The following is a 15,872-nucleotide window of genomic DNA, read 5'->3' as shown; positions in this document are numbered from 1 at the left end:
AATTCGCACGCTCAAAAAAAGAATCATACCATGGCTTACGATAAGATTGTTGACCTGTTAGGAGATAAGGCGGACAGCCTGCTGAACCACAAAAGCACAACGATTCCTGCCGAAATGCTCACCAAACCAAGTGGCGATTTCGTAGGACGCGTTTTCGGTGATACCAACAGAAGCAATCAGGTGTTGGGAAGCATGCAGTCCATTTACGGCCACGGCCGTTTGGGCGGAACAGGATATGTTTCCATTCTTCCTGTAGATCAGGGAATAGAGCATTCCGCTGCTGCGAGTTTCGCGCCAAATCCGATCTATTTCGATCCAGAGAATATTGTGAAGTTGGCCATTGAAGGAGGTTGCAACGCGGTTGCTTCAACCTATGGTGTTCTGGCTGCTTGCTCAAGAAAGTATGCGCACCAGATCCCGTTCATTGTAAAGATCAACCACAATGAGTTGATGACCTATCCGAACACGTTCGATCAGATCATGTTTGGGACCATTGAAAGTGCTTGGAACATGGGCGCGAAAGCCGTTGGTGCTACCATCTATTTCGGCTCAGAGGAAAGTGACCGTCAGATTCAGGAAGTGGCGAAGGCTTTTGAATATGCCCATGAGTTGGGAATGGCCACGGTGCTTTGGTGCTACCTGCGTAATCCTGCATTTAAGAAAGATGGTGTGGATTACCATACTGCTGCAGATCTTACTGGTCAGGCAAACCACATTGGTGTGACCATTCAGGCCGACATCATCAAGCAAAAGCTACCTACAAACAACGGTGGTTTCAACGCCATCGGTTTCGGTAAAACACATCCAAAGGTTTACTCTGAATTGAGTTCGGATCATCCGATCGATCTTTGTCGTTATCAGGCAGCCAACTGCTACATGGGCAAAGTTGGATTGATCAATTCTGGTGGTGCATCTTCTGGTGCAACAGACCTTGCTGAGGCGGTTGAAACGGCCGTTATCAACAAACGTGCTGGCGGCCATGGATTGATCTCTGGTCGTAAAGCGTTCCAAAAACCGATGACTGAGGGTGTTGAATTGCTGAACACCATTCAGGATGTTTACTTGGATGATAAGATCACACTTGCCTGATCGCTCTTTTCGCGCTACGCGATAATTCTCGTAGCTTCGTTCAATCTCTAAATCCATCCTCCCGTAGCATGAGCTGGTTCAAGCGCATAAAAGAGGGCATAACCACTTCTACCAAGAACAAGAAGGAGACTCCTGAAGGACTTTGGGTGAAGTGTCCTGGGAAGGCCTGTGGTGCCATTATTTCGGCCAGCGATAACGAGGAGAATCTTTGGGTTTGCAGCAATTGCGGGCATCATCAGCGTATCGGTTCCCGCGAGTATTTCCATCTCCTGTTTGATGATGGGCGGTTTGAGATTTTCAACGAACAGTTGAAATCGGCCGACCCGTTGGGGTTTGTGGACAGCAAGCCGTACACCACCCGCTTGGAGGAGACCACGGAAAAGACAGGATTGAACGATGCCATCAGAACAGCTATTGGATTGATGGAAGGCGAGAAGATCATCATTGCCTGTATGGATTTCAATTTCATTGGCGGATCGATGGGTTCGGTTGTGGGAGAGAAGATCGCTCGCGCAGTTGACCGCTGCATTGAGGAAAAAGCTCCGCTGTTGATCATTTCCAAATCGGGCGGTGCACGGATGATGGAAGCTGCGTTGAGTTTGATGCAGTTGGCAAAAACCTCTGCGAAACTGGCGCAATTGGCAGATGCCAAATTGCCTTACATTTCGTTAATGACGGATCCGACCACTGGAGGTGTTACTGCTTCTTATGCCATGCTTGGCGATCTGAACGTGGCCGAACCTGGTGCATTGATCGGTTTTGCGGGGCCACGCGTGATCAAGGAAACTATTGGAAAGGAATTGCCTGAAGGGTTTCAGACATCTGAATTCCTATTGGAGCACGGGTTCTTGGATATGATCATTGAGCGCAAAGATTTGAAGGAGAAACTGGTGCATGTGCTTCAGTTGCTTCGGGATTGAGGCTGCGCCCAGCGTTAGGGATGGAAGCGGCATCCTTTTTTGTCCGCAGGTAAAAAAGATATAGCGTACAGCCCGACCGCGCACATGATCGCGAAGCGTTATGTGCGGGGGAACGCCCCAAAAATCGACACTAAAAAACTTGCATTGGGGCTGATTGTGGAAACAAAACCATTTTCTATCTTTGCGCCTCGAATTTTGTACGACCATAATCAGAAGCGATGTATTTGACATCAGAAGTTAAGAAGGATATTTTCAAAAAGCACGGTGGTGCTGATACCAATACAGGTAGCACAGAAGGGCAGATCGCGTTGTTCACGCACCGCATCAATCACCTTACAGATCACCTGAAAAACAACCGTAAGGATTTCGGAACACAGAAGGCTTTGCTTGACCTTGTAGGTAAAAGACGTAAGCTGCTTGACTACTTGAAGAACAAGGATATTGAGAAATATCGTGCGCTGATCAAGGAGTTGAACATCAGAAAATAATCGTATTGAAAACGATAGAATATGTGAAAAGGCAATCTCGAATTGCCTTTTCGCGTATTTGGAGGTTTGGTTCTGAAACCAACACAAGATGTAAGTAAACAAGAGAGAAAAGAAGAATAAAAACAGAAGTAAAAAGAGGAAAAGATGATTCCAGAAGCAATTAAACAAACAGTAGATGTAGGTAATGGCGTAACCATTACCCTTGAAACCGGAAAGTTGGCCAAGCAGGCCGATGGTTCGGTAATTGTCCGTGCAGGAAACTGCATGTTGATGGCCACAGTTGTATCGGCCACAGAAGCAAGAGAAGGAACAGATTTCCTACCGCTATCGGTAGATTATCTTGAGAAATATTACGCTGCGGGAAAATTCCCAGGCGGATTCTTTAAAAGAGAGGCACGTCCATCGAACTCAGAGATCTTGGTAAGCCGTTTGGTTGACCGCGCTTTGCGTCCGATGTTCCCATCGGATTACCATTCAGAAACACAGATGATCATTCAATTGATCTCGCACGATGAGAACATCATGCCTGATGCATTGGCTGGTTTTGCTGCAAGTGCTGCATTGGCCGTTTCTGACATTCCATTCGGAGGTCCGATCTCGGAAGTACGCGTTGCGTTGATCAACGGACAGTATGTGGTAAATCCATCAAAATCGCAGCTTGCTGGTGCCGATATGGATATGATCATTGCAGGTACTGCAACAGACATCAACATGGTTGAGGGCGAAATGAACGAATGCTCAGAAGAGCAGATGTTGGAAGCCATCAAGGTTGGTCATGAGGCCATCAAGAAGCAGATCCAAGCACAGCTTGACCTTGCTGCTAAAGTTGAGAAGTCGAAGGTGAAGCGTGAGTACAATCACGAGACCAACGATGCGGATTTCAAGCAGAAGGTTTACGATTTCTGCTACCCATTGATCTACGAAATGGCGAAGTCTGGTTCTGCCAAGCAGGAGCGTTCGGCTGCGTTGAGCGAGATCAAAGAGAAATTCGTTGAGACACTTTCTGACGAAGAGAAGGAAACACTTCTTCCATTGTTGGGAGGTTACTTTAAGTACGCGCAGAAGCGTGCCGTTCGCGATTGCGTATTGAACGAAAGAGTTCGTTTGGATGGAAGAAAGACAACCGATATCCGCCCAATTTGGACAGAGATCGATTACTTGCCATCAACTCACGGTTCTTCCATATTCACACGGGGCGAAACGCAGTCATTGACAACCGTTACCCTTGGTGGTAAATTGGATGAACAGCGTGTGGATAGTGTAACGCACGAAGGTTTCGATAACTTCTATCTACACTACAACTTCCCTCCATTCTCAACGGGTGAGGCTCGTTTCCTTAGAGGAGTTGGACGTAGAGAGATCGGTCACGGAAACTTGGCAGAGCGCGCATTGAAAAAGGCCATGCCATCTGATTTCCCTTACACCACAAGAGTTGTTTCGGAGATTCTTGAATCGAACGGTTCGTCTTCCATGGCAACTGTTTGCGCTGGTTCGTTGGCGTTGATGGATGCTGGTGTTCCGATCAAGAGCGGTGTTTCGGGTATCGCCATGGGATTGATCTATGACGAAGGCAAATACGCCATCCTTTCAGACATTCTCGGAGATGAGGATTTCTTAGGAGATATGGACTTCAAAGTAGCTGGTACCAAAGACGGGATCACGGCTGTTCAGATGGACATGAAAGTGGATGGACTTCCTTATGAAGTGCTTGCCGAGGCATTGCACCAAGCGAAAGATGGTCGTGCGCACATCTTGAACGAGATGAACAAGACCATCGCAGCGGCTAAGCCAGAAATGAAAGATCATGCGCCACGTATCGTTTCCATGGTCATTCCTAAGGATATGATCGGTGCGGTGATCGGACCTGGAGGTAAGATCATCCAAGAGATGCAGGAGGTTACTGGCGCCACGATCAATATCGAAGAGATCGATGGCAAAGGACACATCCAGATCATGGCGGACAATAAGCAATCGATCGATGCTGCTGTGGGACGTATCAAAGCCATCACAGCTGTTCCAGAAGTAGGCGAGGTTTATCACGGAAAAGTGAAGAACATTCAACCATTTGGAGCATTCATTGAGATCATGCCAGGGAAAGACGGATTGCTTCACATCTCAGAAATTGAGTGGAAGCGTTTGGAAAAAGTGGAAGATGCGCTGAAAGAAGGCGACATGGTTGACGTGAAGTTGATCGCGATCGATGAGAAGACAGGCAAACTGAAACTATCTCGAAAGGTGTTGCTTCCGAAGCCTGAGCGAAAGGAAGAACCAAGCAAAAACTAACCTGAAAGCCCCGCAATTGCGGGGCTTTTTTGTTTTACTTCGCAATCAAACACATCGAAATGCCCATTGTAGCACCATCGCTTTTAGCAGCAGATTTTACCCGATTGGGTGAAGAGATTGAAATGATAAACCGCAGCGAGGCCGATTGGCTTCATGTGGACGTGATGGATGGCGTTTTCGTTCCGAATATTTCCTTCGGTGAGCCCGTGATGAAGCCGCTGAAGAAGATCTGCAAGAAGCCGTTCGATGTGCATTTGATGATCGTTGATCCAGACCGTTACCTGCAGTATTTCAAGGATCTGGGAGCGGATGTATTGACAGTTCATTATGAAGCGTGCACGCACCTTCACAGAACCATCGGAGCCATTAAGGAATTGGGCATGAAAGCGGCTGTTTCGCTCAATCCGCACACATCCATCAATTCGTTGGAAAACGTTCTGCCAGAGTTGGATATGGTGCTCATCATGTCTGTAAATCCGGGTTTTGGCGGACAGAAGTTCATTGAGCATACGTATGCCAAGGTTGGCAAGCTGCGCGAAATGGCCAATGAGTTGAATCCTGACCTTATTATTGAAGTTGATGGCGGTGTGAATTTGGAGAACGCTCCGAAGCTTGTTGCCGCTGGAGCCAATGCGTTGGTTGCAGGTAGTTCGGTTTTCAAGGCTGAAAACCCAGAAGCGGTTATTGCTGGGTTGAAGAATTCGTAATCGTCACCCTGAATTTATTTCAGGGTCTTGTAAGATGCTGAAACAAGTTCAGCATGACATCACGACTTGCCATCAACGTAATCCTGCAAATAGCTGAACCGTTCAGTCAGTTTTCCGTCTCGTGCAATTGTGGCGCGTTCAAGGATTTTCTCAGGGTCATTGCCGAAAAACAACGGAACAACCTTATCAATAAGATCCTGACCAAAACCTGAGGATGCATCCTTTGGAACCTCACACGGAAGGTTGTCAACAGCCATAATGGTAATGCTGTCATCAGCGTAAGGTTTTGCTTCTTCTCCCGAAAATCGGTTGTAGCCGTACACGGGATCTTCGATTGTGGAGGCGCGAAGCGTAGTTGGAACAGAACCCTTGATGTCGCAAGTAATATCAGCTATAACACGGGTTTTGAAATCATCTTGCTTCACATCCTCTTCAGTGAAGAAATGCGCACTCTTGTTGTCCCAAAAATGTGCTGAAATAAAGATGTCAGCCACCTTCAAAAATTTGATGAACGTGTTTTCCCAAACCGTGCTGTCTTTCACGAATTCCGCAAAATCCACAGGTGGTTTTCCATCCTTTTCGTGGTAATCCAGAATGTCGGCATTGCAGTAAACAGGTTCGTTGAATTCCTCATTCAGAAATTCAGAAATGGAAACTTCGCGAATGTTGGCTTGTGCCATGGTTTCCTTGGCACCGTTGGCCACTTTTCCGCCACCTGAAATGATGATCTTGGCATTTCCGAGTTGAACGTTCTGTAATTCGCGCCCCATTTCCTTCATGTCCTCGCACTGGTAAGCGGGTTTCATGTCAAAAGTTGCGTTCCGTTTTCCGTAAGCGATGAGTGCATTGTAAGCACCAACTATTCCCGCATAGCGGCCAAAACCAAGCACGCGAACACCGTTGGAGTAGGTGAGAGTTTCGTAATCGATAAGACGGACCCTCCTTTTCAAGATTTCCTGTAGAAGCGTTCGGTTGTAAGGTTGTTTCTTGATCGTATGGGAGAAGAACAGCATGGTCTTTCCTTCAGCCAGTATGTCGTACGGAACTTCCTTCACCCCAAAAATGACATCGCAATCGCTGACATCATCAACCAAGGTTGCTCCCGCTTCTTGGTACAGTTCATCGGAAAAGCAACGGATGGGACTCCTTTGAACAAAGACCTGTAGGGGCGTATGGCCATACGCTTCTACCAATTGCTCGCAATGCGAGGGAATGAATGGTGTGCGTTTGTCTGGTGGCGTTTTGCCTTCTCTGATGATGCCGAATTTCATGCTGCGAAAATAGTGACCAGTGATAAGTGACCAGCGAAAAGTCACTACATATTGCCAGAGGTAAGATGAAGCCTACCTGACAATATTTCAGTTATAGCATTGAGGTATGGAATGTGTAGGGATGGGAATGGCTACTTTTGTGGTCCGTTCTTTATTTCTGGGGCCGACAGGTTTTGACAGCAGCAAGGTCGGTGAGGTAAGCATGTCGGGTGTTGGGAAGACCATCCGTGAACAATCTTTCTAAACAATAATAGGCGAATCTAACTTCGCGCTCGCTGCCTAATTTAGAATTACGCAGTAGCTGTCTCGGTTGCAACAGTGTCCTACAGTGCAACTTATGAGGCATCATCAGGTAGGAATAAGCCAAGGGTTTTCTCGGCCCACGGACGAAAACCTTAGAGGATAAGGGCCGTTTCGGTTGTCTCTTGCCAGAGCGGCCCCGACAATTAAGTTGAGAATAAACATGTAGAAGGCCCACAGGTCTGTTGTTTGGACGAGGGTTCGAATCCCTCCGGCTCCACTGAACGGAGGGGTGAGAAGTTTACACTGAGCAAGGTCGAAGTGAATCCCTCCGGCTCCACGAACAAATTGCCTGACCACACAGGTCGGGCTTTTTTGTTTCTTGCGTTTGATGAAACAGTTCCTCCCAACCTTATGGTTATTTACATGCAGTTGGTATTCGGGCTTCGCACAGAACAATGGGTCCGTTTCGTGGAAATCGACAACGGTTTACCAGATCTATCCGCGTTCATTCTATGATACCGATGGAGATGGTTTGGGCGATCTGAAAGGCATCATGCAGAAACTGGATCATGTAAAGGATCTTGGTTTCGAAACCATCTGGATCTCGCCTTTCTTCAAAAGTCCACAACGGGATTTTGGCTACGACATCAGCGATTATAGGAGTATTGCGCCTGAGTATGGCGACATGGAAACGTGTCTCAAATTGATTGATGAGATTCATGCACGAGATATGAAGGTCGTGTTCGATCTGGTGATGAATCACACCTCTGAGGAGCATGATTGGTTCAAGGAATCGGCTTCAAGCAAGGACAATCCGAAAGCGGATTGGTACGTGTGGAAGGATGGAAGAGGAAAGGATGGTCGTAAACCACCGAACAACTGGAAAGCCACCATTGGCGGCAGCGGTTGGCATTGGCACGAAGGGAGAAAGCAGTTCTATTGGGCTTCGTTTTTGGAATTCCAACCCGATCTGAATTACAGTAACCTCGAAGTGAAAAATGCGATGCTGGATGTAGCGCGCTTCTGGCTTTCGAAAGGTGTTGACGGTTTTCGACTGGATATTTTCAACTCCATTTATGAAGACACTTCATTTACGAAAAACCCTGCGAGTTTGAAGATTGTTCCGTCCGAAGAATCGCCTGATGGGTTCTTTCAGAAGATGAAGTATAATGTGAACCAAGAGGGAAGTTTCCGTTTTGCAACCGAACTCCGCGCGTTGGTGGATTCGTTCCAGAACCCAGAACGTTTCATGGTCGGTGAGGTGTTCGGAGATGTGGAGACCACCAAGAAATTCTGCTCTTATGAAGGCAAAAATGGTTTGCACACCATTTTCCTTTTTCAAACGCTTTCCACACCATTCAAAGCCAAAAAGTGGCGGAAGACCATTGCGCATTTCGAAGAGAATTTTCCCGAACCGTTTGTGCCAACTTATGTGTTCAGTAATCATGATAGAAGGCGAAGCATCACACCGCTTGGAAATGATGTCCGCAAGGCCAAACTGATGGCATTGCTGCAATTCACGGTGCGAGGAATACCATTTACGTATTACGGTGAGGAATTGGGAATTGAGAAACCCACACTTCCGCTCAAAACGGGGTTAGATCCCTTGGCGCAACGCTACAAGAGCATCCCGCAGTTCATGGTCAATTGGACAGGACAATCACTCAACCGCGATGAATGCAGAACTCCCATGCAATGGGACACAACAGCCAATGCGGGGTTCACTTCGGGAAAACCGTGGCTTCCTGTGAATGAGAATTTTAAGGATAAGAATGTGGAGGTTGAATCGGAAGACGCGAATTCGTTGATGAATTTCTACCAGCGTCTCATTCAATTCAGAAACGAAAATCCAGCTCTGAAAGAGGGAACACTTTCTATAGATGAAGGGAACTGCACGGCAAACATTCTTGCCTATTACCGAGAACTGGGTAGTGATAAATTCCTTGTGCTGTTGAATTTTTCAGAAAGACCACAAAAGGTGGAAACAATTGATGGAGAAGTTGCGTTTTCCACCGCATCCAAACCTGAATTGAACGCCTTGAAACCATTGGAAGGACGGATTATCCGAATAAAATGACGGAACTGCTTCAAAGAGTTGAACGCTACGTACGCAACCTTCTGAAAGACCAGTCGGTGAATGGTTATGTGTTTCACGATCTGCGACACACCATCCGTGTGGTAAAAGCGTGCAAGGAGATTGCGGAAAAAACTGGTGTAACGGATACGCAGTTGGAAGAACTGCTTATTGCCGCGTGGTTTCATGATGCGGGTTATGTTTCTGGCAAGGATGATCACGAAGAAAAGAGTGCGGCTGTTGCCAGAAAGTTTCTTTCGGGTGAGGGCGTTTCGCCCGAACGGATCGATGTCATCTGCAATTGCCTGATGGCCACTAAAATGCCGCAAACGCCTTCCAACCTGATGCAGCAGATTATCTGTGATGCCGATCTGAGCGGTTTGGGCAGTCTCCATTTTATGGAAGAAGGCCATGAGTTACGGAAGGAACAGGAGTTGTTTCAGGGGGCTACGTTCACGGATGAAGAGTGGCTCGAATCGCAGGTTCATTTCCTGACCTCACATAATTACTTTACGGAAGCTGCAAAGGCACTTTTTCAAGAACAGAAGCAGCGGAATATTCAGCATTTGCTGAGTTTGTAAAAGGTCTAAAACACATCGGCTACGCCATATCTGCGCGAATCTCCAGCGGCTTCCAAGTGGTCGTCATTCCCTCGGAAAATAGAATGAACGCCACCGAAAAACAGCGATTCGTAGTCCCATTCTTTGATGTGTTCAAAACCTTCAGTGTTCGGTGAAGCGCCTTTCTCGAAATGCAGTACACGTTCCTGCACATGGATGCGTGCTTTCTGTGTGGCCTCTTCCAAACTGAGCTTTTCATCGAATAGCGCTTTCACCACCTGTGCGATCATGAATGGAATTCTTCCCGCACCGCCAGAACCTCCCGCGTAGCGGAATTTCCCTTCTCCATCCAGCACGAGAGTCGGTGTCATCATGGAATTGAGACGGACATTGGGCGTCCAAGAATGGAAGCCACCGGGCAGGAGGAAGGATTCGCCCATCATGTTGTTCAACTGCATGTCCGTTCCCGGAATGAAATAGCCGCTTCCTTCACCCATCGAAGTTGTCAGACTCACTGCATTTCCCCATTTGTCTACCACATTGAAGTGTGAGGTGCCTTTGGTGGAAACTTCGGGTCCTTCCATGTGGAAGTCCAGTTCGGGGTGTAGGGTTTCCAACCGTTTAGAGATCTCACGCGGGTGCTGGTAGCGGTTCTTTACCTTCGAGATGGTCTTCACCCAGTCGCCATCAAAAATATCCAAGTAACCGAAGATCAGCGCCATGATGGCACCGCCCAAACTGGGGCCGTTGGGTAGATAAAGCTCCTTATCGTGCCACGGAATATTAAGCGGCTTTCGCCATTTGGCAGAATAGTTTTCGAAGTCGTGTCTGCGCAGATAACCGCCACGTTCAATGGAATCATTGGCTACTGTTTGGCTTATCTCGCCACGGTAGAATCCTTTCTCGCCTTCATCTTTCAGGAAATCCAAGAAACTTCCAAAGTGCGGAAGTTGAAGTAGTTCTCCTTTTTTCTTGATAATGTCGTTCGTGAAAAAGACATCACGCACCGTTGGATCTACTAGGAAAATCACCTCCAGCAATTCGAGGTCGATGCCTTGGAATGTGTTCAGTACAACGCCTTTCTTGGCAAGTTCCATGGCGGGTTGCAGAAGCACTTCCATCGGCATGGTTCCGAATTTCCGGTGCATGGTGTACAGGCCGGCAATGGTTCCGGGAACCGCAGCTGAGGCCAATCCGACATGAAATGTCTCTGTTTCAATCCCAAAGTTGACATGAATAGGGTAGAAGTCGCGTTTTTCGAGAATGGGTTTCTCTTGAGGTGTCTGAGCAAAGAAATCGAGCATCACCGGAGCCTCACCGACCTTATGACACATGGCAAATCCTCCGGCACCTGCCGAGGCCATGCACGGTTCTGTAATGAACATGGCCACGGCAGCTGCGATGCTGGCATCGAAAGCATTTCCACCATCCAATAGAATTTCCTTGGCAACTTCCAGCGTTACCTCATGTCCGGCCGCGATGGCCTGCTGGTTTTTCATCCGGCTGCAAAATAAGCCCTTCAATTATTGCCTGCGATTAATCTTCAATCTATTACCTTTATTCCTACAATGAAATTGATACAACCCCTACTATTTGTTTTCCTGATGATTTCCTCTGCAATGGGTCAGGAAGTGATACAGATCCATATTGATCACGGAGGTCTTCATTGTCCACACTTGGGGCCAAAGTTCAAGGAGCGATTTACAGAGTTGGAAAGTGTGGATAGCGTGTATGTTGATTCTGAGAACAGCATCGGTACACTCTATCTTAAATCGGGAGGAGAACTTGGAGATGATCAAATAAGGGATGTTGTGGTACATAAGGTCGGTTATCCTGAACCAGAGATAAAAGCCATCATCCGAAATGAGGATTAGAATCCTTCTATGTATTCTCTTTTTGTGTGTTGAGACCCGATTTGGGTTGGCGCAGAATTCAACGTTTATGCGATTGGCCAAAGTAGATGGCTTGAATTTCGGTCTGTCCTTCACTGAGACAGCGGATGGAGGTATGATCGGTACGGGGCAAGATGATGGTGCCGGTGGACATGGTAGCTGTGACCTGTACCTCCACAAAATAGATGAGTGTGGCGAAACGCAGTGGTACAAACGTTATGGTGGGCCACATGAAGACGGTGGAAAATTCGTGACACAATTGGCGGACGGTGGTTATGCCGTTGGCGGACTCTGCGCAAGTAGTGGTGCCGGTGATTACGATAACTGGCTTTTGAGGCTCGATGGTTCTGGAAATCTACTTTGGAGCAAAACGTTCGGAGCTGGCGCAGGTGATCATGGTCGATGCGTGGCGCAGGCCCCAAACGGTGATATTCTTTTTTCGGGTTTTCGAAATGCTCATCGGCCGGTCATGTATCGGGTCGATCTGTCTGGAAACATCATTTGGCAAAAGGAATTTGACCTTAACAATGGTATCTGCAATTATGTGGAGTTCTTCCCAAATGGTGACATACTCGCAATCGGAGATTTTGTCGGACCATATGGTGGAAGAGATGTGTTTGTTGCCCGATTGGACGGAAATGGGAACCTGCAGTGGGCAAAACAGTTGGGCACATCTGGAGATGACGGTATCGATTGGGATGTTGCAGGAAAGATCGGATCGGGAGATTTTGTTCTCAGCGCCACCATGAGTGGTTTCGGGACCGATCAGGATATGACCATCAGCAAGTTTACTGAAGCGGGCAACCTTATTTGGAGAAAGCGGATCTATGGCGGAGGAATTGACAAATGCCATTTCATTAACCAGACGGATGATGGTGGCTATGTTCAGAGTGGCACGACCAATAGTTGGGGATTTGGCGATTATGACATTATCGTAAATCGTTTCGATCCTAATGGTAATCAGCTTTGGACAAAGATCTATGGTGGTACAGGAATCGACAAGGGTTGGGGGGTTCAGCAAACGAGCGACAATGGATATTTGCTATCAACGCTTACTACAAGCTTTGGTGCGCTCTATTACGACCCCATGTTCATTAAGACCGATTCTGTCGGAGGATTGGTCAATTGCCCGAACTTTCAAACGCCACCTGCAAACATTGTCGATGCCAACTACTCCATTGCCGCGTTGAACTTTACCGTTTACGATGTCAATCAATTCACAGGCAATTATTCTCCTACAGTTATTGATATTGTTCCTGATGACGAGCTTGTATGTTTCAGTTGTGTCAACGAACCTCAGTTCATTATCAGTGACTCGGTTATCTGTCAAGGTGAATCCCTTTATCTGATAAATCAGACATCTGTGGGATTGATCTGTTCCCAAGAATGGTTTATTGAAGACAGTTTGGGTTCAAATGTGTCTTCCCTGGCCGGAGCCGACACAGCCGTTTACTCTTTCAGTGAGCCTGGATTTTACAATATTGTCCTGAATGCAAATTGTGGAGGGATCATCAACGCTGATACCGTTACAATTTTTGTGCTACCCAAACCACTTCCAGGGTTTGAGTTTGAAGACGCCTGTGTCAATGAACAGCCGATCACAGTTAATGATACTTCAGCAATTTATCCCGTGCAATGGCAATGGGATTTTGGTGACGGAGGTACAGCTGCCGGAGCATCGGCCCAGCACACCTATACGGACTCTGGGTATTATGACATTCAGTTAGTGGTCACCAATTATTTCCAATGTTCTGACACAGTAACTCACCAGATTCGAATTCATGATAAGCCGACCGCAGCGTTCTCTTTCAATGACACATGCTTCGGGCAACCCAACAATTTCATTGAGCAGAGTATAGCCAATGAGGGCACGATAAACGGCTATTCTTGGGATTTTGGTGATTCAAACACCGATTCGCAGCAGAATCCAAGCCACACCTATGCTGCCGCCAGCACTTACTCGGTCGAGTTGGTGGTCACTACGGACTTTGGCTGTTCAGATACATTGGTACAGGATGTTGATTCTTATGTGCTTCCGCAGGCTGGTTTTGCTCTTCCCAACAATTGTATAAACGACCCGATGCCGTTGATTGACACTTCTACAGATGGCGATTGGAATATCAACAATTGGACTTGGAATATTGATGACGGGAGTACACTTTCAGGATCTTCGGTCAACCATTTGTTTGCCACTGAGGGGGATCATCAGGTACAACTTACCGTTGTCGATCAGTTTGGCTGTTCTGACAGTATTGAGCAAACGGTTACCGTTCATGTAAGACCCGACATTGATGTTTCTGTGGCAGATGACTGTGAAAATGAACAATTTCCTTTTCAGAACAACTCAACTATCAGCAATGGAATCATCGATTCTGTACACTGGGATGTTGGCGATGGTACCACCTACACTGTTTCCGCTCCAACGCACATTTACACAGACTACGGAGTTTACGATGTAGTGGTTTACATGGAAAGTGAGTACGGATGCGATTCAGACACTTCCTTTCAGGTGGAGGTTTTTCCGAACCCGACAGCGGCTTTCCAATGGTCGAATGTGTGCGATGATGAGATCATGCCATTTCAAGAGTTGAGTTCGGTTCCATCGCCAGGACAACTTTTGTCTTCCAATTGGACAATGGGAGATGGGAATTCGCTGAGTGATACCGTTCTGACAGGTTATCAGTATGCTGATTTTGGTGCGTACACGGTTCAACTCAATGTGGAAACACAGCAAGGATGCACCGATCAGATTTCGGAAACGGTTTATGTACATGCACTTCCAGAACCGAATTTTACATTTCAAAACATCTGTGAAACGGACTCCGCACTCTTCACCGATCAGAGTTCTATTGCACAGGGAAGTATCGTCCTCTGGCAATGGGATTTCGGAAATGGTCAGATTTACGCTGGCGCAGATCCACCGTATCAAACCTATCCTGCGGATGGCTTCTATCAGGTTTCATTGACCACAACTTCCGACAGCAATTGTGTGGTTACCATGGTTGACACGATCGAGATCTATCCTTCACCCCTCGCAAACTTTGCTTTTGACAGTGTCTGTTATTTGCTTCCGATTTCATACACCGATCTTTCAGATGCAAATGGAGCTTACCCCATCACACAATGGGCATGGCAATTCAGCGATGGTCAAAGCTCTACCAATGCTTCACCTCAGATAACCTACCTATCGTATGGAGCATATTCTGCTACGCTTACCGTAACCAATCAAGCTGGGTGTAAAGATCTTATCACATTGGGTGATGCACTTGTTCATCCGCTTCCCACGGCTGATTATCAAGCCAATTTGGGGCATTGCCTCAATGATACGTTGGTCTTGACGGATGAATCATCAACCCCTGTTCTTTCTGATGACGCACTTGTGCTTTGGCATTATGATCTCGGTGATGGCAGTAGCGCGCAGGTCCCGAATTATCAATATGTCTATTCCGATCCAGGTTTTTACCAAGTGGAATTGGAGGTGACCACCAATCACGGTTGCACAGATACCGAGACCAAGACCGTGGAGGTCTATCCTTTGCCAGAAGTTTCGTTCGAAGCTGACCCGAAAGAGGGTTGCGAACCGCTTCGGGTTCAGTTCACAGATGGTTCTTCCATTCCTTCACCCTATGTCCTTTCTCAGTGGCAGTGGGATCTGGGAGATTCCTCTGCTTATCCTCAAGTTCCTTCTCCTTTCTATGTTTATGATCCAGACTTCACAGACCCGTTTCAGGCGTTCATCTATGATGTAAGTCTGACCGTAACCAGTACAAATGGGTGTGTCAGTTCTTCATTGGTTCAAGATATGATCACGGTACATCCCGTACCGAATGCATCTTTCAGTTCCGATCCTGAAAAATTGGCCACCATGATAAATCCGCTGTTTGAATTTACAGATGAGAGTTCGGCCAACGTGGTAGATTGGAACTGGACCTTCGGTGACGGACAGGGTGCAGCGGTGCAAGATCCACAGCATACGTATGCGGATAGTGGTAGCTACAGAGTTCGGTTGATAGTGGAAACAACGTTTGGGTGTCTGGATACCATTTCATATACGGTCAAGGTTGAGCCATATTTCACCTTCTATATTCCTGATGCTTTTACCCCGAACGATGATGGATTCAATGATTCCTTTTTCGGTCAGGGAACCTACGGAACCAAGTATCACATGCAGATATTCGATCGGTGGGGCGATATGATATTTGAGTCGAACCAGAAGGATTTTCATTGGGACGGAACGTATGAAGGAAAACAGGTGCAGGCTGGACAGTACATTTACAAATTCCTCATATCGGATTGGGAAGGCAATGAACACCAGTATGTGGGCAGGGTAATGCTGCTCCGATAG

At 47.1% G+C, this 15,872-nt stretch carries 11 protein-coding genes and 1 other RNA gene; 10 read left to right on the top strand and 2 right to left on the bottom strand.

Annotated features, from left to right (window positions below; genetic code table 11):
• Positions 1 to 30: 30 nt before the first annotated feature.
• The 5 genes from GC178_03585 (at position 31) to GC178_03565 (ending at position 5,487) form a co-directional block, all read left to right on the top strand.
• Complete coding sequence (locus GC178_03585) at positions 31 to 1,089, top strand: class I fructose-bisphosphate aldolase (GenBank protein ID MBI1286639.1); 1,059 nt, start codon at positions 31 to 33, stop codon at positions 1,087 to 1,089.
• Between the two features lie 68 nt (positions 1,090 to 1,157).
• On the top strand, positions 1,158 to 2,009 hold the full coding sequence (locus GC178_03580) for an acetyl-CoA carboxylase carboxyltransferase subunit beta (GenBank protein MBI1286638.1): 852 nt from the start codon (positions 1,158 to 1,160) through the stop codon (positions 2,007 to 2,009).
• Positions 2,010 to 2,227: 218 nt separating this feature from the next.
• A complete protein-coding gene (rpsO, locus tag GC178_03575; GenBank protein MBI1286637.1) occupies positions 2,228 to 2,497 on the top strand; it encodes a 30S ribosomal protein S15 in 270 nt (89 codons plus the stop codon).
• 144 nt (positions 2,498 to 2,641) lie between these two features.
• A complete protein-coding gene (locus GC178_03570) occupies positions 2,642 to 4,780 on the top strand; it encodes a polyribonucleotide nucleotidyltransferase (GenBank protein ID MBI1286636.1) in 2,139 nt (712 codons plus the stop codon).
• Positions 4,781 to 4,839: 59 nt separating this feature from the next.
• Positions 4,840 to 5,487 (top strand): ribulose-phosphate 3-epimerase, encoded by a 648-nt coding sequence (locus GC178_03565; GenBank protein MBI1286635.1) that lies wholly within the window; start codon positions 4,840 to 4,842, stop codon positions 5,485 to 5,487.
• 59 nt (positions 5,488 to 5,546) lie between these two features.
• Here the strand turns inward: GC178_03565 and GC178_03560 are convergent, their stop codons facing one another.
• On the bottom strand, positions 5,547 to 6,758 hold the full coding sequence (locus GC178_03560; GenBank protein MBI1286634.1) for an alanine dehydrogenase: 1,212 nt from the start codon (positions 6,756 to 6,758) through the stop codon (positions 5,547 to 5,549).
• 159 nt (positions 6,759 to 6,917) lie between these two features.
• Between GC178_03560 and ssrA the strand changes: the two genes are divergently transcribed.
• From ssrA to GC178_03545, 3 genes are all read left to right on the top strand, one after another.
• Positions 6,918 to 7,281: a transfer-messenger RNA gene (gene ssrA / locus GC178_03555) on the top strand.
• A gap of 108 nt (positions 7,282 to 7,389) precedes the next feature.
• The gene (locus GC178_03550; protein MBI1286633.1) at positions 7,390 to 9,078 is read left to right on the top strand and encodes a DUF3459 domain-containing protein; all 1,689 of its coding nucleotides are present in this window, start codon (positions 7,390 to 7,392) and stop codon (positions 9,076 to 9,078) included.
• Complete coding sequence (locus GC178_03545; protein MBI1286632.1) at positions 9,075 to 9,656, top strand: HD domain-containing protein; 582 nt, start codon at positions 9,075 to 9,077, stop codon at positions 9,654 to 9,656. The genes GC178_03550 and GC178_03545 overlap by 4 nt, the downstream gene beginning before the upstream one ends.
• A 5-nt stretch (positions 9,657 to 9,661) precedes the next feature.
• Here GC178_03545 and GC178_03540 read toward each other — a convergent pair whose 3' ends face one another.
• Positions 9,662 to 11,134: a gamma-glutamyltranspeptidase gene (locus tag GC178_03540; GenBank protein ID MBI1286631.1), complete on the bottom strand. Its 1,473-nt coding sequence runs from the start codon at positions 11,132 to 11,134 to the stop codon at positions 9,662 to 9,664.
• Between the two features lie 105 nt (positions 11,135 to 11,239).
• Here GC178_03540 and GC178_03535 point away from each other — a divergent pair, with 105 nt between their 5' ends.
• Positions 11,240 to 11,509, top strand: coding sequence for a hypothetical protein (locus GC178_03535; protein MBI1286630.1), 270 nt, complete (start codon positions 11,240 to 11,242; stop codon positions 11,507 to 11,509).
• Positions 11,499 to 15,872: a PKD domain-containing protein gene (locus tag GC178_03530; GenBank protein ID MBI1286629.1), complete on the top strand. Its 4,374-nt coding sequence runs from the start codon at positions 11,499 to 11,501 to the stop codon at positions 15,870 to 15,872. The genes GC178_03535 and GC178_03530 overlap by 11 nt, the downstream gene beginning before the upstream one ends.

The sequence above is a fragment of the Flavobacteriales bacterium genome, from assembly GCA_016124845.1.
Taxonomy (GTDB): Bacteria; Bacteroidota; Bacteroidia; order UBA10329; family UBA10329; genus UBA10329.
Note: the sequence above shows the minus strand (reverse complement) of the source record. Positions and strands in the feature narration are given on the sequence as shown.